The 18,231-nt window shown below is 65.2% G+C and carries 13 protein-coding genes, 2 tRNA genes and 1 pseudogene; 5 read left to right on the top strand and 11 right to left on the bottom strand.

Going from position 1 to position 18,231, the window contains the following annotated elements; genetic code table 11:
* From ACFWIX_RS09740 to ACFWIX_RS09695, 10 genes and pseudogenes are all read right to left on the bottom strand, one after another.
* Positions 1 to 318, bottom strand: a pseudogene (locus ACFWIX_RS09740) (hypothetical protein); the annotation flags it as partial.
* A gap of 295 nt (positions 319 to 613) precedes the next feature.
* Positions 614 to 2,173, bottom strand: coding sequence for a methionine--tRNA ligase (metG, locus tag ACFWIX_RS09735; protein WP_377215927.1), 1,560 nt, complete (start codon positions 2,171 to 2,173; stop codon positions 614 to 616).
* 35 nt (positions 2,174 to 2,208) lie between these two features.
* Positions 2,209 to 2,964, bottom strand: coding sequence for an ABC transporter ATP-binding protein (locus ACFWIX_RS09730; RefSeq protein ID WP_377215926.1), 756 nt, complete (start codon positions 2,962 to 2,964; stop codon positions 2,209 to 2,211).
* Positions 2,961 to 5,756 carry an ABC transporter permease gene (locus ACFWIX_RS09725; protein WP_377215925.1) on the bottom strand — a complete coding sequence of 932 codons (2,796 nt, stop codon included), beginning with the start codon at positions 5,754 to 5,756 and terminating at the stop codon, positions 2,961 to 2,963. Before ACFWIX_RS09725 ends, ACFWIX_RS09730 begins: the two co-directional genes overlap by 4 nt.
* Before the next feature lie 228 nt (positions 5,757 to 5,984).
* The gene (gene serA / locus ACFWIX_RS09720) at positions 5,985 to 7,574 is read right to left on the bottom strand and encodes a phosphoglycerate dehydrogenase (RefSeq protein ID WP_377215924.1); all 1,590 of its coding nucleotides are present in this window, start codon (positions 7,572 to 7,574) and stop codon (positions 5,985 to 5,987) included.
* A gap of 125 nt (positions 7,575 to 7,699) precedes the next feature.
* Complete coding sequence (ilvC, locus tag ACFWIX_RS09715) at positions 7,700 to 8,725, bottom strand: ketol-acid reductoisomerase (RefSeq protein WP_377215923.1); 1,026 nt, start codon at positions 8,723 to 8,725, stop codon at positions 7,700 to 7,702.
* A gap of 61 nt (positions 8,726 to 8,786) precedes the next feature.
* Positions 8,787 to 9,299, bottom strand: a complete 513-nt coding sequence (gene ilvN, locus ACFWIX_RS09710) for an acetolactate synthase small subunit (protein ID WP_018768340.1) — start codon at positions 9,297 to 9,299, stop codon at positions 8,787 to 8,789.
* Between the two features lie 3 nt (positions 9,300 to 9,302).
* The gene (locus tag ACFWIX_RS09705) at positions 9,303 to 11,207 is read right to left on the bottom strand and encodes an acetolactate synthase large subunit (protein ID WP_377215922.1); all 1,905 of its coding nucleotides are present in this window, start codon (positions 11,205 to 11,207) and stop codon (positions 9,303 to 9,305) included.
* A 364-nt stretch (positions 11,208 to 11,571) separates the two neighbouring features.
* Positions 11,572 to 13,290: a dihydroxy-acid dehydratase gene (gene ilvD / locus ACFWIX_RS09700; RefSeq protein WP_377215921.1), complete on the bottom strand. Its 1,719-nt coding sequence runs from the start codon at positions 13,288 to 13,290 to the stop codon at positions 11,572 to 11,574.
* A 149-nt stretch (positions 13,291 to 13,439) separates the two neighbouring features.
* Positions 13,440 to 14,357 carry a LysR family transcriptional regulator gene (locus ACFWIX_RS09695; RefSeq protein ID WP_377215920.1) on the bottom strand — a complete coding sequence of 306 codons (918 nt, stop codon included), beginning with the start codon at positions 14,355 to 14,357 and terminating at the stop codon, positions 13,440 to 13,442.
* A 138-nt stretch (positions 14,358 to 14,495) separates the two neighbouring features.
* Here ACFWIX_RS09695 and ACFWIX_RS09690 point away from each other — a divergent pair, with 138 nt between their 5' ends.
* The 3 genes from ACFWIX_RS09690 (at position 14,496) to ACFWIX_RS09680 (ending at position 16,676) form a co-directional block, all read left to right on the top strand.
* On the top strand, positions 14,496 to 15,428 hold the full coding sequence (locus ACFWIX_RS09690) for a hypothetical protein (RefSeq protein WP_377215919.1): 933 nt from the start codon (positions 14,496 to 14,498) through the stop codon (positions 15,426 to 15,428).
* A 7-nt stretch (positions 15,429 to 15,435) separates the two neighbouring features.
* Positions 15,436 to 16,488, top strand: coding sequence for a PQQ-dependent sugar dehydrogenase (locus ACFWIX_RS09685; protein WP_377215918.1), 1,053 nt, complete (start codon positions 15,436 to 15,438; stop codon positions 16,486 to 16,488).
* Positions 16,489 to 16,603: 115 nt separating this feature from the next.
* Positions 16,604 to 16,676: transfer RNA gene (locus ACFWIX_RS09680), tRNA-Lys, on the top strand.
* A gap of 216 nt (positions 16,677 to 16,892) precedes the next feature.
* Here ACFWIX_RS09680 and ACFWIX_RS09675 read toward each other — a convergent pair.
* Positions 16,893 to 17,345 carry a MarR family winged helix-turn-helix transcriptional regulator gene (locus ACFWIX_RS09675; RefSeq protein WP_377216182.1) on the bottom strand — a complete coding sequence of 151 codons (453 nt, stop codon included), beginning with the start codon at positions 17,343 to 17,345 and terminating at the stop codon, positions 16,893 to 16,895.
* A 96-nt stretch (positions 17,346 to 17,441) separates the two neighbouring features.
* On the opposite strand from ACFWIX_RS09675, the gene bcp reads away from it, so the two are divergent.
* Positions 17,442 to 17,915, top strand: coding sequence for a thioredoxin-dependent thiol peroxidase (bcp, locus tag ACFWIX_RS09670; RefSeq protein ID WP_377215917.1), 474 nt, complete (start codon positions 17,442 to 17,444; stop codon positions 17,913 to 17,915).
* A gap of 135 nt (positions 17,916 to 18,050) precedes the next feature.
* Positions 18,051 to 18,132: transfer RNA gene (locus ACFWIX_RS09665), tRNA-Leu, on the top strand.
* Positions 18,133 to 18,231: the final 99 nt, after the last annotated feature.

Here is an 18,231-nt window from a genome sequence, read left to right as displayed (position 1 = left end):
CACCGGACCCGTTAGACCCCGGGGATCTTTGCAGCCTGCTTCCAACCAGTCGATTTTGTCCAGGTTTCGCCCGCCGGGCAGGACACTCCCGCTATTTGGAGGAATAATGTCCTCGTCGTGGTGTGAGCCCAGGTGGTCATGCGGCCCGTTCAACGCGTCCACGCTGACGGTGACTGCAACATACGGGTTGAGTGCAGAGCCCGTGGCATGGCAGATCGTGATAGTCCTATCGGCGTTTTGTGGTGAGGCCGTTGCAGTCGCCGTGGTGGCCAGCGCGGCCAAACCCAAAACCCCCATTCCTGCAAGGATCCGTCTCATTTTCCCACTCCGTCCAATTCATGGTCCAAGCCGACCAGCCAAGAAGGAGAAGGGACCGCCCCGTGCTGAAGGTAACAGCGCCAGCGCAAAACCGGGGTGATGGTTCTCCCAGCTGAATCATCGATTGCTTACCCGATCAGCGTAGGAGCGCCCCACCGACCCGTCCCGAGTAGCGATTACCTGTATTGGCGCACGTCAGGTACGCAATACTTGTGATGGATACTCAAGAAAAACGGCTCTGCTGGGACTGCCTATTGGGCGTCCCGGCAGAGCCGGAGTGAGACGTGTGCGTGCGTCAGGCGCCGGAAGGCTCCTCGTACTTGGGGAACACCGGGGTGGGGGCCGGCAGCGCGGTGCCAGCCGCAATCGGTGTACCGAGCGCCGCGAACGCGCGGGCATCGCCTTCGGGCTGGCCCAGTGCCGTCAGCAGCGATGCGGTGGCCGCAGGCATGACAGGCTGCGTCAGGATGGCCACGATCCGCAGGACCTCGAGTGTCACGTACAGCACGGTATTCATGCGTTCGACGTCGGTCTTCCGCAGTACCCAGGGGGCCTGCTCGGCGAAGTAGGCATTGGTGTCGCCCAGCACGCCCCAGATGGTTTCAAGGGCGCGGCTGAATTCCTGCTTGTCGAACGCGGCACGCGCAGCCTCCAGCAGCGCTCCCGCCTGGGCCAGGATGGCAGTATCGGCCTCGGTGAGCGCGCCCGGTACCGGTACCGCTCCCCCGCAGTTCTTGGCCACCATGGACAGGGACCGCTGGGCGAGGTTGCCGAAGTTGTTGGCCAGGTCCGAGTTCATTCGGCCGACGATCGCCTCGTGGTTGTAGCTTCCGTCAGCACCGAAGGGAACTTCGCGGAGGAAGAAGAAGCGGACCTGGTCCAGGCCGTACTGCGCCACGAAGTCTGCCGGGGCCACCACGTTGCCCAGGGACTTGGACATCTTGACGCCGTTGTTGTGCAGGAAACCGTGGATCATGATCCGCTTGGGCAGTTCCAGGCCGGCGCTCATGAGGAAAGCGGGCCAGTAGATGGCATGGAACCGGGAGATGTCCTTTCCAATCACATGCACGTCGGCCGGCCAGAAGGTCCGGAACTTTTCCGAATCAACGTCCGGGTAGCCAACACCGGTCAGGTAGTTGGTCAGGGCATCCACCCATACATACATCACGTGCTTGTCATTGCCGGGCACCGGGACGCCCCAGTCGAACGTGGTCCGGCTGATGGACAGGTCCTCGAGGCCGCGCCTGACGAAGCTGATGACCTCATTGAAGCGGTACTGCGGAGCCCCGAATTCCGGCTGCGCCTCGTACAGTGCCAGCAGTTTGTCCTGGTAGGCGGAAAGCCGGAAGAAGTAGCTCTCCTCCGCCGTCCAGGTCACTTCGGTGTCCGTCTCTTTTGAGTACCGCACGCCGTCGTCCTTCACCACGGTGTCGTCCTCACCGTAGAAGGCTTCGTCGCGGACCGAGTACCAGCCCTCGTACTTGGACAGGTAGATGTCCCCGTTCGCTTCCATCTTCTTCCAGATGGCCTGCGAGGCGGCGTAGTGGTCCTCGTCGGTGGTGCGGATGAACCGGTCGTACGTGATGTCCAGGGCAGCATGGGCGGCCTTGTAGATCTCCGCGTTCCGGTCCACCAGTTCCTTGGGCGTGATGCCTTCCTTCTCCGCGGTCTGGGCGATCTTCATCCCGTGCTCGTCGGTGCCGGTCAGGAACATCACGTCATACCCGTCCAGCCGCTTGAACCGTGCCATGGCATCGGTGGCGATGTACTCATAGGCATGGCCGATGTGCGGCACGCCATTGGGGTAGGTAATGGCCGTGGTGATGTAGAACGGCGTTTTCTCTGAAGCAGTCACGTTGCGGACGTTACCTTCGGGTGCGGAGGGACAGGCTAGATCAGTTCAGTCAGCGTATCGCTGAGCCGGACCAGTTCGTGGTCGTGGGAGGCGACCAGTACGGCAATGCCGTCCGACGTGGTGTCCTTCAGGATGCTGATGATCCGGTTGGCGGACGCCCGGTCCAGGCTCGCGGTGGGTTCGTCCACCACCAGGACCCGTGTTCCCAGGATCAGTGCGCGCGCAATCGCCACGCGCTGGCGCTCACCGCCGGAGAGCTGCGCGGGACGGTGCCGCATGCGGCGCCCCAGGCCAACGAGGTCCAGCAGATCCTTGGCCATGTCCCGGCGCTGGTCCACTTCGCCGTCGGGGACGGCGGGCAGCAGGACGTTTTCCAGGGCGCTCATGCCGTCGATCAGCGCACCGCCCTGGTCAACATAACCGATGAGCGCACGACGGCGGTCGGCGATTTCGTCGTCGCCCATGCTTTCAAGGGAATCGCCTTCCCAAAAAACGCGGCCCGACGTCGGCAGGGTCAGCCCCGCGCCGACGGTGAGGATACTCGTCTTGCCGGAGCCGCTGCGCCCGGCAACGCAGTGCATCTCGCCGGCGTGCAGGGTCAGGTCGAAATTTTCCACCACGGTGACGGCTTCGGCGCCGCCCTTGCCGCCGCCGTAGCGGATAGTGATGTCACTCAGCTCCAGGGGCGTCGCGTGGTCCGTCGACTTGACGATGGTGTTGGCACGGGTCTGCAGGGGGACCTCACCGGAGCCGGCCCTGCGGCTCCGCTGGACGTTGGTCGGGTTTGTCATTGGACTACTTTCGTTGCAATCGGAATCCAGCAAAGGACAGCGAGGAGGCCGGCCACGCCTGCCCACAGTGCTGCGTAGGGGGCCAGGAGCAGGCCGATCCCCAGTGCGCCCAGGACACCGAGCGGCAGGGCCACGGTGCCCACCAGGGCATTTTCGAACAGCCGGACCTGGCGCAGCATGTCCGGGTTCCACCCCATGGCCTCCAGGATGGCGAGGTACTGGCGCTTGGAGTTGAGCTCGAACCGGCCGGTGACCAGCGTGAGGACCAGTCCCACCAGCACGCCCGCCAGTGCCAGCAGGATGCTGGGAAGCGCAACGCTGGTCGCGGCGAGGCCGCTGAGTGCGCTGGCGCCGGCGGCCCGGGGAATGTCGATCAGGAGCGCGATCAGTCCGCCCACGGCGGCCCCGAAGACGCCGACCGCCACGGCAAGCGAGAGCGTGTTGAACTTGTTGGTTGCCAGTTGGCGGTTGGCGAACGTCAACGGGGAGTCCACGGGGATGAGCCGCTCGTCGTGCTGCGGCTCCTGGTCGATCTCGTCGCGGTGGCGCAGCTGCCGGGCGGCGAAGTATGCTGCGCCGGCGTACAGTGCCAGCACGGCGGCGGACACCAGGACGGTGGGCAGGCTCCAGCTGACCAGGCTGAGGATAATGCCCGCGACGGCAAGGAGGACGGCACCGACCCCGAATTCCTCCAGCACCCAATTGCGGATCCTCCGCTGAGTCCAGCCCATGGCCCGCAGGGTACCCGCCTCGCTCCTGCGCTTGCGGATGTAGCTGACGGTGGACGCACCGGTCAGCAGCGCGGCACCGCACAGGGTCAGGAAAAGCAGCGTGATGTTGGTTCCGGAGAGCGAACCGGCGACAGCGTCAGCAGCATCCTGGCGGACCCACGACTGGGTGACCGTGCCCAGATCGGACTCCTTCCCGGCGTCGTCCTTGGAATATCCGGGGACGAAAATGCTTGCGTCCTCACGGGCGGAACCAGCCACGACGGTGGCTTCCAGGCCCATGTCGCGGATTTCCGCGGCGAGCTTCTCGACCTCCGGCTGGGCCTCCTTCCAGCTGCCGGGCGCTGCGGCGCGGACACGGACGGCGTCAATGACCGCCGCGTTTTCGGTGTAGCCGCGGGCGGCGGCCAGGCCGTAGTAGTCGGTGATGGCTCCGGCTGACTGGCTGGCCAGGCCTGTGGCGCTCAGGGACGGCTTGAGTTCAGTGGCGTCCACATCCTTGCCCTCGGCGTCCTTGGCCAGGGTGAAGGGGGTAGGGTCGTAGCCGCCGAGGGGCAGCTTGTTGACGTCACCTGCGGCTTCCGCCACCGACGCCGGGTTGAACGTGCCGTAGACCATGGCGAGCGGGGCTGCTGTCTTCTCCCCCGTGGCCAGGTTTTCGCGGTAGGAACGTTCGTCCACGGGTTCCCGCTGTGTCTGGTCCACCGGGGCTCCGTTGGCGCCGGTTTCCGGCAAGCGGTTCACCGTCACCCATTCGCCCGGCACCGCATTCTTGGCGACAGCGCCGTTCGCCGCAGTCTCCCCGTCGGTGTACTTGGGTGCTGCTGCAAAGTCCGTGCTCCATTCCGCGGGCGTGTAAAGGCCCTGGTTGAAGTTGCCGGTCTTGCCGAGCAGGGAGGAGTGGTCGGTCGATCCGGGCCAGTCAAGCGCGAAAGGATCCTTGGAGACGAACGGCAGGTAGTCCTTGTCCAGCGACCGCGAGGCCGTACCGACCTCCTTGACCACTTTGCCGGCGTCGTCAATTTCTTCGATCTTGACGTTGTAAGTGAGGTCCAGCGACGTGCCTTCGCGGACCACCAGGGGGATGGCTTGGGAGTTCTCGGTCAGCTGGCCTTTGCTCTTGGCCTGCTGGTACTGGGTCATCAGGGGCGCCCAGTACTTGAGCTTGACGCCCAGGAAGTCCGGTCCTTCTTCGAGTTCCTCCAGGCTGATGCCGTTGGTGAAGAGGCCTTCGAAGTAGCGCCCGATGGCTCCCGCGTCGCGGGCGTCCGCCGGAGGTGCCTTTTCCAGCGGGGCCAGGAAGTCGCCCGCTGGACCGAGCAGGGCCCGTTCGGCGGCAGGGTCCACTGCAACCACGGACTCGGTGACCTCTGGCGCGAGGGGCAGGGAAATCGAAGCGTTGAAGAGGTTGTGCTCGGAGCCTCCGGCCGGGGCGGGGAACTTAATGCCGGTCTCGCCTTCCGGCGCGGCGATGCGGATGCTCTTGCCGCCTTCGGTCTGTTCCTCTACCAGCCTGGCTTTGCCGAGCGTGCCTTCAGCGGTGGATTTGAACAGCGTGGTCTCGGAAACGCCGTCCGAGCTGACGGCAGTGGCGGTGAGGCGGTATTTGGTGGGCTCATCGTTGAGCACCGACTCGGCCGCGGGCCACTGGTCCGGCGGAGTGGCGCCCGCTGCCTGGTCCGCCGTCGCGGTTCCGGCAAGGCCGGCGTTGTAGCCAAGGAAGTCCATGGCGTCGAGGCGGGGCGATTCGAGGTTTTGGGTGACCCGGGAGACCAGGCTGATCGGTGCCGCAACGGAGGTACCGGACAGCTTCCGAATGGCTTCGAGCTGGTCGAAGGTGATCCCGCCGGACCCAGTGGCGATATCAGGCTGCAGCAGGGCGCCGGAGTCCGCCTTGGTCTGGACAAGGACGTCGTAGAGTCCGCGTGAATTTTCATCCACGGTCCGGTTGAGGGCAGCCTGTGACTGACCCTGGACGAGGACCGACAAGCACATGGCTGCGATCAAGATGGCCGCGGTCAACAGCAGCACTTTGCTTCTGATGAACCTCTGGACGGCGTTCATTGAGCTCCCTGGAACCTGGTTTGCGTGCGCACGGACGTGTCCGCCGCCGGCGGACACGGACGATGACGGACGGATGTGCAAAAGGTATTGGCCGGTCTGCGGGCCTGGTCCCGGAACGGGACCCAGCCATTGTAAGCAGACCGGCCAATCATACGTGGACCGGGGCGGACACGCCCACCCGCGAACGGGGCCTCCGGCGTTTCGCCGGCGGCCAGCCCACGGCGTTCCTTAGTCCTCCAGGTCCACTTCGCGGACCATGTCCGCGCCGATCCCTGCCTTGATGGCATCCAGGACCTGCTGCGGAACGGAGCTGTCGATGGTCAGGAGCGCCAGGACCTGGCCGCCCTCGTCAGAGCGGGCCACCTGCATGCCGGCGATGTTAATGTTGTTCATGCCCAGGATGTGGCCGATGGTGCCGATCACGCCGGGCCGGTCCGTGTAGGCGACCACTACGAGGTGCTCGCTGATGGGGATCTCGACTTCGAAGCCGTTGATTCCCACGAGCTTCTCCACCTGCTTGGGTCCCGTGAGGGTGCCCGCCACGGAGATCTGGCTGCCGTCGCTGAGGGCACCGCGCAGGGTGAGGACGTTGCGGTAGGACTCGGTCTCCGGGGTGGTGATGAGGCGGACGTTGATGCCGCGCTGTTCCGCGATCACGGGGGCGTTGACGTAGGAAACCTGTTCCGTCACCACGTCGGCAAAGATGCCCTTCAGCGCTGCGAGTTCCAGCACCTTGACGTCCAGCGAGGAGATCTCCCCGGCCACCTCGACGTCGAACTGCGTCAGTGAGTCGTGGGTGAGTGCGGTGAAGATCCGGCCCAGCTTCTCGACCAGGGCGATGCCGGGCCTGACGTCCGGGGCGATGACGCCGCCGGCGACGTTGACGGCGTCCGGTACCAGTTCACCGGCCAGTGCCAGGCGCACGGACTTGGCTACCGAAACGCCGGCCTTCTCCTGGGCTTCGTCGGTGGATGCGCCCAGGTGCGGGGTGACCACGACGTTGTCCAGCTTGAAGAAGGGCAGGTCCGTGCTCGGTTCCTTGGAGAACACGTCCACGCCCGCACCGGCGATGTCGCCGTCCTGGAGTGCGGTGAAAAGCGCTTCCTCGTCCACCAGGCCGCCGCGGGCCACGTTAATGACGTAGGCCGACTTCTTCATTTTCTTGAAGGCGTCCGCCCCCAGCATGCCGACGGTCTCGGGCGTCTTGGGCATGTGGATGGTGATGAAGTCTGCCTGTGCCAGAAGTTCATCCAGGGTGACCAGCTGCACGCCGAGCTGGGCTGCCCGGGCCGAGGTGATGTAGGGGTCGTAGGCCAGGATCTTGGTGTCGAAGCCCTTGAGCCGGGCCGCGACGAGGGCGCCGATCCTGCCCAGGCCGATGATGCCGATCTTCTTCTCGAAAAGTTCAATGCCCGTGTATTTGGACCGCTTCCATTCGCCGTCCTTGAGGGCGGCACTCGCCTGCGGAATGTGCCGGGCCAGGCTGAGGATGTGTCCTACGGTGAGCTCTGCGGCCGAAACGATGTTGGAGGTAGGCGCGTTGACCACCATGACGCCCGCCTGGGTGGCGGCTTTGATGTCCACGTTATCCAGCCCGACGCCGGCACGGGCAATTACTTTCAGGTTCCTGGCAGCGGCAATCGCCTCAGCATCCACCTGGGTGGCCGAACGGACCAGGATGGCGTCAACGTCGGTGATCGCCGAGAGGAGCTGGGAACGGTCGGAGCCGTCTGTCTGGCGGATTTCAAAGTCCGGGCCGAGAGCCTCCACGGTGGCGGGGGAAAGTTCTTCGGCGAGCAGTACTACGGGTTTTGACACGGCTGATCCTCTGCGTTGCAGTCCTGGGGATGGAACAAGTCTAGGCCGACGCAAAGGCCGGGCTCACATTGTTAAGTGTGAACCCGGCCTCAACACCGCCGATGGCGTGGCTAACGGCTGGCTGCCTAGCGGGCAGCGGAGCCTTCGACATAGTCCACGTCCTGCTGCTGCCAGGAGAACAGGGAGCGCAGCTCGCGGCCCACGGCCTCGATGGGGTGCTGCTCAGCCTTGGCGCGCAGTTCCTTGAACTCCACGGCGCCGTTGTCCTGGTCCTCGATGAACCGCTTGGCGAACGCGCCGGACTGGATGTCGGCCAGGACGGCCTTCATGTTTTCCTTCACCTCGGGGGTGATAACGCGCGGGCCGGAGACGTAGTCACCGTACTCCGCGGTGTCGGAGACGCTCCAGCGCTGCTTGGCGATGCCGCCTTCCCACATCAGGTCCACAATGAGCTTCAGCTCGTGCAGGACCTCGAAGTAGGCGATCTGGGGCTGGTAGCCGGCCTCGGTGAGGGTCTCGAAGCCGTACTGGACGAGCTGGGAGACACCGCCGCAGAGGACAGCCTGCTCGCCGAAGAGGTCGGTCTCGGTCTCTTCGGTGAACGTGGTCTGGATAACGCCGGCGCGGGTGCCGCCGATGGCCTTGGCGTAGGACTTGGCGAGCTCCCAGGCGGAACCGGAAGCGTCCTGCTCCACGGCGATGATGTCGGGGATGCCGCGGCCGGCTTCGAATTCGCGGCGGACGGTGTGGCCCGGTGCCTTCGGTGCAACCAGGATGACATCGACGCCTTCGGGGGCCTGGATGTAGCCGAAGCGGATGTTGAAGCCATGCGCGAAGGCAAGGGCCTTACCGGGGGTCAGCTTGTCCTTGATGGAGTCGTTGTAGATCGCGCGCTGGTGCTGGTCCGGCGCAAGGATCATGATGACGTCGGCCCATTCGGCGGCGTCGGCAACGTTCTTGACCGTGAAGCCGGCTTCCTCTGCCTTGGCGGTGGACTTGGAACCGTCTTTGAGCGCAATGACAACCTCAACGCCGGAATCGCGCAGGTTCAGTGCGTGGGCGTGGCCTTGGGATCCGTAGCCGACGATGGCGACCTTGCGGCCCTGGATGATCGACAGGTCTGCATCGTCGTCGTAGAACATTTCAGTCACTTGCGTAACTCCTCTTGAGTGGTGTGTAGATATTTTCTGGTGGTGCTGCGGTTACGGGCGCCTACGCGGAGCGCAGCGCCCGGTCACTCATGGAGCGGGATCCCCGTCCAACGGCCAGGGTGCCGGACTGCACGATTTCGCGGATGCCGAAGGGCTCCAGCACTGAGAGCAGCGCCGTGAGCTTTTCGGGATGGCCGGTTGCCTCAATGACGACGGAGTCGGTGGAAACGTCCACCACTGAGGCGCGGAACAGGTCTGCAGCCTGGGTGACCTGCAGGCGTGTTGCGGCATCCGCACGTACCTTGACCAGGATGTGGTCGCGCTGTACGGAAGATTCGGGGGTCAGCTCAACGATCTTGATGACGTTGATCAGCTTGTTGAGCTGCTTGGTGACTTGTTCGATCAGGTCACCGTCGGCGTCGACCACGACGGTCATCCGGGAGACGCCCGGCACTTCCGTCGGGCCGACGGCCAGGGAGTTGATGTTGAAGGCGCGGCGGGCGAAGAGGCTGGCTACGCGGGTCAGGACGCCCGGCTTATCCTCCACCAGCACGGACAATGTGTGACGGCTCATGGCCTAGTCCTCCTCTTCCCATTCCGGGGTCATGTTGCGGGCAACCTGGATCTGGTCGTTGCTCACGCCGGCGGGCACCATCGGCCACACCATGGAGTTGGGGCTCACCACGAAGTCGATGACCACCGGGCGGTCGTTGATTTCGAGGGCCTTCTGGATGGTGGCGTCGATATCCTCGTCACGTTCACACCGGAATGACGCACATCCGTAGGCCTCGCCCAATTTAACGAAGTCCGGGATGCGGACGGTGTCGTGGCCGGTGTTGAGGTCGGTGTTGGAATAGCGGCCTTCGTAGAAGAGGGTCTGCCACTGACGGACCATGCCCAGCGATGAGTTGTTGATGACAGCAACCTTGATGGGGATCTTGTTGATGGCACAGGTGGCCAGCTCCTGGTTGGTCATCTGGAAGCAGCCGTCGCCATCGATCGCCCAGACCACGCGGTCCGGCTCCCCCACCTTGGCGCCCATGGCGGCCGGGACGGCGTAGCCCATCGTTCCGGCGCCGCCGGAGTTCAGCCATGCATGCGGACGCTCGTATTTGATGAACTGCGCGGCCCACATCTGGTGCTGGCCCACACCCGCGACGTACACGCCTTCGGGTCCGGTCAGGGCACCAATGCGTTCGATGACCTTCTGCGGCGCCGTCAGTCCGTCGTCCGGCTCCGTCCAGCCAAGCGGATAGGTTTCCTTGAGGTTGTTCAGGAAGGCCCACCAGGTGGTCAGGTCAGGGGTGCCTGCCGCCTCGAACTGGGCGCGGACGGCGTCCGTCAGTTCAGGGATGATCTCCTTGACGGAACCCACGATGGGGACATCGGCGGTGCGGTTCTTGGAGATCTCGGCGGGGTCGATGTCCGCGTGGATGACCTTGGCTGTCGGGGCGAAGGTCTTCAGCACACCGGTCACGCGGTCGTCGAACCGCGCGCCGAGGGTGATCAGGAGATCGGACTGCTGGAGCGCGGTAACGGCGGAGACGCTGCCGTGCATACCGGGCATGCCCACGTGCTGCGGATGCGAGTCCGGGAAGACGCCTTTGGCCATCAGTGTGGTGACCACCGGGGCTCCGGTTGCCTCGGCCAGGGCCATCAGCTCAGCAGAGGCGTGCGCCTTGACCACGCCGCCGCCCACGTACAGGACCGGCTTGCTGGAAGCGGCAATCAGCTTGGCAGCTTCGCGCACCTGCTTGTTGTGGCCACGGGTGACGGGGCGATAGCCGGGGAGGTCGATCTTCGGCGGCCAGGAGAACGTCATCTGGCCCACCTGGGCGTCCTTGGCGACGTCCACCAGAACCGGACCAGGACGGCCGGTGGAGGCCAGGTGGAAGGCCTCGGCCATGACATGCGGAATGTCATTGGCGTCGGTGACCAGGAAGGAATGCTTGGTGATGGGCATGGTGATGCCCACGATGTCAGCTTCCTGGAAGGCATCGGTGCCAATGACACCGCTGGACACCTGGCCGGTGATGGCCACCATCGGCACGGAGTCCATGTGGGCATCCATGATGGCGGTAACGAGGTTGGTGGCTCCCGGGCCGGAGGTGGCGATGCAGACGCCCACCCGCCCGGTAACCATGGCATAGCCTTGCGCGGCGTGGCCGGCTCCCTGTTCGTGACGGACCAGCACGTGGTTCATGGTGGAGGCCATCAAGGGGTCGTAGGTGGGCAGGATCGCGCCACCGGGCAAACCAAAAATATCGTCGACGCCGAGTTCTTCGAGCGAGCGGACAATAGCTTGCGAGCCGGTCATCACCGTTGGGGGTACAACGTTGTTCGGCCCAAGGACAGGAGAGGCAGCAGCAAGGTCGGCGACGGCGGCGTTGTCAGCCGTCCGGTCGGCACGGTCCGAAGCCTTGGGGGCTCCGGCGGACTTGGCAGCCATCAGCGAGGGGCTGATCGGCGATCCTTTGCTCATCGGACTCTTCCTTGTGGATCTTCTTATGTAGTGAACTGCGGGGAATAAAAAAACCCCTCAGCCTGGCGGCTCTTCGAGGGGTTCGCGCGTGACGGTTCGTTACCGGGGCTAGTGTGCCACGCGCTTGGTAAGGACGACGACGGTGCCGATAACGAAGGTCATGCGTTCAGTTTTCCCTCTGGCTAAGACGGGTGTCAACGAAGCGACAGTCCATCTCACCATGTGGACGCCTATGTCCACGTGGTGATCCTGCCCCGAACTTCCGGCGTGGACGCCGTCAGCCCGGGGCACCTTGGATCACCCCTTATTGCGCCCTACCGCCCCAGACAGGAAACATCCCGCCGAAGGCTTCGGGCCGTGTGTATCAGCCGCAATACGCGCCGGTGCTGGCGCTGTGGACCAGCTTCGCGTACTTGGCCAGGACACCCTTGGTGTAGCGGGCGGGAAGGGGCTCCCAGCCCACCTTTCGGGCTTCGAGCTCGGCTTCGTCCACCAGGAGGTCGAAGCTGCGTGCGGCGATGTCGACGCGGATCCTGTCGCCGTCCTTCACGAAGGCGATAGGGCCGCCGTCGACCGCTTCCGGCGCAACGTGGCCGATGCACAGGCCCGTGGTGCCGCCGGAGAACCGGCCGTCGGTGAGGAGCAGGACGTCCTTGCCCAGCCCGGCACCCTTGATGGCGCCGGTGATGGCGAGCATCTCGCGCATGCCCGGTCCGCCCTTCGGTCCTTCGTAACGGATGACGACGACGTCCCCGGCCTTGATCTGTCCGTTGTCCAGCGCGTCCAGCGCACCCTGCTCGCGTTCGAAGACGCGGGCGGTGCCCTCGAAGATATCGGCGTCGAAGCCGGCGCTCTTGACCACGGCGCCTTCCGGAGCCATGGAACCGTGCAGGATGGTGATGCCGCCGGTCTTGTGGATGGGGTTGTCCAGCGCGCGGAGGATCTTGCCGTCAACATCCGGCGGGTTGATGGCCTCGAGGTTTTCGGCGACGGTCTTGCCGGTGACGGTGAGGCAGTCGCCGTGCAGCAGGCCGGCGTCAAGCAGTGCCTTCATGATGACCGGCACGCCACCGATCTTGTCCACGTCGGTCATGACGTACCGGCCGAACGGCTTAAGGTCCCCCAAGTGCGGGATCTTGTCGCCGATGCGGTTGAAGTCGTCCAGCGTCAGTTCGACCTCGGCCTCGCGGGCGATGGCAAGGAGGTGCAATACGGCGTTGGTGGAACCGCCGAAGGCCATCGTGACGGCAATGGCGTTTTCGAAGGCCTTCTTGGTCATAATGTCGCGCGCGGTGATGCCCTTGCGGAGCAGTTCCACAACAGCCTCGCCGGACTTGCGGGCAAATTCATCACGACGGCGGTCTGCCGAGGGCGGGGCGGCGGAACCGGGCAGGGACATACCCAGAGCCTCGCCGATACAGGCCATCGTGTTGGCGGTGTACATGCCACCGCAGGCGCCTTCGCCCGGGCAGATGGCCTTTTCGATGCGGGTGAGGTCCTCCATGCTCATCTTGCCGGCGGCGCAGGCGCCTACGGCTTCGAAGGCATCGATGAGGGTGACTTCCTTTTCGGAGCCGTCCTCCAGCTTGACCCAGCCGGGCATGATGGAGCCGGCGTAGAGGAACACGCTGGAGAGGTCCAGGCGGGCGGCAGCCATCAGCATGCCGGGAAGGGACTTGTCGCAGCCGGCCAGCAGCACGGAGCCATCGATCCGCTCAGCCTGCATGACGGTTTCCACCGAGTCGGCGATGACTTCGCGTGAAACCAGGGAGAAGTGCATGCCCTCGTGGCCCATGGAGATGCCGTCCGATACGGAGATGGTGCCGAATTGCATCGGGAACCCGCCGCCGGCGTGCACGCCTTCCTTGGCGCCCTGCGCCAGGCGGTTCAGGGACAGGTTGCAGGGGGTGATTTCGTTCCACGAGCTCGCGACGCCCACTTGGGGTTTCGCGAAGTCGTCGTCCCCCATGCCTACCGCGCGGAACATGCCACGTGCCGGAGCAGCGTGGATGCCGTCAGTTACTACGCGGCTCCGGGGTTTGATGTCAGGCTTGTTCTCGGTTGCGGTCTGGGCGTCACTCATAGGGGAAAGTCTAGGGCTCCGGCCAAGTGCCCCAGGACGGCACAGGCCGCGAACAGCGTAATTTCCGGAATATTTCGATCAAATAGTGGACCCGCGTCCCACATTTTGGACAAGGTCCGGTTGTGGGGAGCTTTCGCACCCTCCCGGCGTCAGACGGCACTCCCCCGTTCCACGGCCTTCGCCTCGTTGGAGAGCATGGACAGCACGTCCCGGACAGTGGTCCGTTCGGCGACGTCCGCACGGGCCAGGGCGACGATGCTGCGGCGGGCGGCCACCCCTTCGAGCGGGCGGAGGACGAAGCCCCGCCCTTGGTTGCCCGTAGCCGTGTAACGGGGCAGCAGGGAGAGTCCGTGGCCGGCACTCACGAGCGCTTCCAGGACCCGCAGGTCCGGGAACCGCTGGGCCTGAACCGCGCTGCTTCCGGCCTGCTGCTCGATTTCCCGGAACACTGCGTCAAAGGGAAAGCCCTCCGGCACCCCCAGCCAGGCATAGCCCACCACGTCCTTGGCTGTCAGCCTGGCTTTGGCTGCCAGCGGATGGCCGGCCGGCACCGCGACGTCCAGGGGTTCCTTCAGCAGCGGGACCACCGTCAGCCCTTGCCGGGAAAAGACGTCAGGGCCGTCCACGCTGTGGGCCAGGACGATGTCATAGTCGGCCACGAGTTCGGGGAACCCGGAAACACCCGGGTCTTCCAGGCACGCTTCAAGTTGGAGCCCGGGTACGGCCTTGACCCGGTTCAGCAGCCCGGGCAGGAACATTTCGGCGGCACTTGGGAAGAACGCAGCACGGACGTGCGCCTGCCAGCCCTGCCGGTAGGTATCAATGGTCGCTTCAGCCTTTGCCATGGCCGTGGACACATCGGCAGCGGCAGCGGCCATCGCCCGTCCCGCTTCGGTCAGCCGCACTCCGCGACCCGATTTTTCTATGAGCGCGACCCCCAGTTCGTCCTGGAGCGTGCGCAATTGCTGCGACACCGCGGATGGGGTCACGCGGAGCGCCTCCGCGGCGGCAACGACCGTTCCCCGGTCCGCCAGTTCACGCAGGATCTGGAGGCGCTTGAAGTCCATGTAGCGAGGCTACCGCTAACTCCGCCCAAGGCGGTCCTGCGGCACAACACGGTCCCGGACCGGTCTCTGGACAGCCGTGGGTGCCCGACGTAGCGTCAGGGTGGAGGCTACCGTTCCATCCAAACAGAAGGGCTTGCCATGGACATCGTTCTTTGGATCATTCTCATCGTCGTTGCAGTGGCCGTCGTGTGGTGGCTCCTGAACCGCAACAGTTCCTCCACCGCCGGCCCCACCCGGGAGGATGCCCCGCCGGCACATGCCAACGGCGCCCTCTCCGGCGGGAGCGCCGCGCCCTCAGCGGAAGCCGCGGCAACCAGCGGGATTCCGGGGGCGGCCGGCTTCGGCGCCCCGGCCGAACCCGTTGCACCCACTGCGGCAGAGGAGCCGGCAGACGCGGCAACGGGCGGCGGGCGGCCCGGCAGCGAATGGGAAACCCAGTGGTCCGAAGGCAGTGCAACAGGAACCCCGGAGGCCACGCAGCCGGCCTCATCTTCCGGCGTCGCCGCGGCTCCGGGTACCGGTACCGGCGGCACGCCGGCCGGCGGACCAGTGCATCACGCCGAGTACACGGACCGTCATGCGCCCACGCTGCCCGGCGCCGAGTCGGCCGCCGTCGAAGAGGACGTGCGCGACACCGGAGGCCACCCCCGCGCGGATCATCAGGACACTGTTCACCGCGGCGCTGTCTTTAACGACGCCGTGGACAACGAGGCGGGCGACCAAGCGGTCATGGGAGTACCCGACGGCGCTGCTGCCGCGGAGACCATGGACCGGACCCAGTCTTCGGCGCTGGTGGAAACCGGCGCTGACAGTCTGCCGGACGATGAAGCCGCACCGGCTGAACCTGCCGGACATCTGGCGGCCGATGAACCGTACGGCGCCGGGTCCGTGGCTGCCGGCGCTGATGGGACAGGTCCGTCGGGCTACCCCGTCAAGGGCGTCGCCGCGGACATGGTCTATTACGACGAGGACCACCCCGGGTACAGCGAAGCCCGTGCCGAGGTGTGGTTCGAGTCGGCCGCCCACGCCGAAGCAGCCGGCTTCCGGGCGCCGCGCAGGCAGCGCCTCTAAGCCGCCCGTGCCGCCGCGCTTCGCCAGGCCTCTGTGGGCAGCGGCAGCTGCCGCCGGCATCATGCTCAGTGCCTGCACCACGCCGCCTCCGGCAACCGGGAGCGGCGTGCGTGCCTCCGGCACCCTTGACCTGGAATTGGACATTCCCTGGGCGGGAGTATTCCTGCCGGACGGTACAGGCATCATTTCCGAACGGGGCACGGCCGCTCTGAAGGCCGTGCGGGGATCCGAAGCCACCCTCATCGGCACGGTCCCGGGGGTGGCACCTGCCGGGGAGGGCGGACTGCTGGGGCTGGCTCTTTCTCCCGGATTCGCCAAGGACCGGCTGCTCTACGCCTACGTCACCTCTGATTCGGACAACCGTGTGGTGCGGCTGCGCGTGGCTGACGCCGGGAACGGCATGCTTTCCCTTGGCGACCCCGAAGTCGTGTTCACGGACATCCCCAAGGCCACGACCCACAACGGCGGCCGTATCCGCTTTGGACCCGACGGCTATCTCTATGTGGGTACCGGAGACTCACAGCGCCGCGAACAGCCCCAGGACCCCGCTGCGCTGGGAGGGAAGATTCTCCGGCTCACCCCGGAGGGCCGTCCGGCGCCCGGCAACCCGTTCGGCAACGCCGTCTACAGCCTGGGCCACCGCAACGTCCAGGGACTGGCGTGGGACGCCGAGGGGCGGCTGTGGGCCACGGAGTTCGGGCCCGATGTGGACGACGAGCTGAACCTCATCCTGCCCGGAGCCAACTACGGGTGGCCTGAGGTCACTGGAGCCCCGGGCCGGCCGGAGTTCCAGGATGCCAAGGTGGTCTGGCCAGCCACCAGCGAGGCCTCCCCCAGCGGAATGGAGATTGCCGGGTCCACGGCCTACGTCGGCGCTCTGCGCGGGCAGCGGCTCTGGACCATTCCCCTGTCCGGCGCTGCGGCCGGAAAACCTGTGGCCCATTTCACAGGAATGTACGGGCGGATCAGGGACGTCGTCAGGACTCCCGAGGGTGGTTTTTGGTTGCTCACCAACAACCAAAACCCTGATTTCGCGGTGGTTTTGGACCCTCCAGGCTGACGCACACCAAACCCTGCCCGCCGATTTCACACTGGCGAAAAGTTCGTGTAGAGTTTCATGTCGTTGCGGAGAACAGCGGGGAAACAAAAGCCCCGGTGAGCAAAGCAAATAAGATGCACCTCTAGCTCAATTGGCAGAGCAATTGACTCTTAATCAATGGGTTCCGGGTTCAAGTCCCGGGGGGTGCACAACAGGGAAAACTGACCCCTGGCCAGCGGAGACGCGGGCCAGGGGTTTGTTTCGTTCTCCGGAGGGCTTGCTCCGGGACAAGGGCTGCACCGCAGACCGGGGACGATCCGTACAATGCATGCGGGAAACAAAAAAGACGCGGCCACCGGACCGGGCCGGGGTCGCGCCGACGTGGGTTCGCTGGGGAACCGCACTGGATGGTGAGAGCCTGCGCCCTAGTGGGTGTTGTCCACCAGGGCTGCGTTGGCGGGGGTGGAACCGAACTGGCTGGCCAGCTCACGGACCACGGCCTGGAGTTCCTGGCGGAGCACTTCCGGATCGATGGAGGCCGAAGCAAGGACGGAGCGTTCCATCTCCACGGCGGCTGCAACGGCTTCCTTGCCGCGTTCGGTCAGGGACACAACGTGGCTCCGGCGGTCCGACGTGCTGCGCACGCGGACAATGTGGCCATGGGCTTCAAGCCTGCTGAGGGTCTTGCCCATGGTCTGGGCCTGGACCCGGACGTACTGGGCGAGCTGTGCCTGCGTCATGGGGCCCTGGGCCGCGAGAACCTCGATGGCAATGACGCCTGCATGGGTCAGCCCGATCGCGGCGAGTTTTTCATTCCAAGAGTGTTCAACGAGGCGCGCAGCAGTGGACAATAGGCGCCCCGTGGGCCAGTGATCCATATCAGGCATACAAGCCAGTATAGCCAAATGCCGATTGGCACAGTCGAACACCCCTTACTAGGCTGGTGTGTCACCCCAGCAACCAGGAGAAAAACAATGGCTGAAAGACTCGTTACCGGTGACCAGGCGCCGGCGTTCACGCTCACGGACTCCACCGGCAAGGACGTCAGCCTCGCCCCCGGCAATGGCCGGAGCACCATCGTCTACTTCTACCCGGCAGCCTCCACCCCCGGTTGCACCAAGCAGGCGTGTGACTTCCGGGACAGCCTGGCATCCCTGCAGGCGGCAGGCTACGACGTCCTGGGAATCTCCCCCGATCCCGTAGCCAAGCTGGCCAAATTCGCGGAGAACGAAGCACTGACCTTCCCGCTGCTGTCGGATGCCGACCACTCCGTAGCCAACGCCTATGGCGCGTGGGGCGAGAAGAAGAATTACGGAAAGACGTACCAGGGCCTTATCCGTTCCACTGTCGTTGTGGGCCCGGACGGGAAGGTGGCTGTGGCCCAGTACAACGTGCGGGCCACTGGACACGTCGCCAAACTCCGCCGGGACCTTGGCCTCGACGGCTAACAGTCCGGTCGAGCGGGTCAGACGCCCCGGCATGCCCGCCCGGCATCCGGGCGACGTTACAATGGAAGCTGGCTTCCGCCGTTGTGGGTTTGGGCGTTCGGCTCAGAAGCGTTTGCCTGGGCAGCGGGAAGCATTGCGCGAGTGGTGAAATTGGCAGACACGCAGGATTTAGGTTCCTGTGCCTTCGGGCGTGGGGGTTCAAGTCCCCCCTTGCGCACACTTGTGATGAGTCGAGACATCCTTCACGGATGAGTCGGGTCATCGGTTACACCCCGGTCTTCGGACCGGGGTGTTTTTCTTTGTCCGGATGTTCTGG

Origin of the sequence: Pseudarthrobacter sp. NPDC058362 (assembly GCF_042723515.1) — a bacterium.
Taxonomy (GTDB): domain Bacteria; phylum Actinomycetota; class Actinomycetes; order Actinomycetales; family Micrococcaceae; genus Arthrobacter.
Note: the sequence above shows the minus strand (reverse complement) of the source record. Positions and strands in the feature narration are given on the sequence as shown.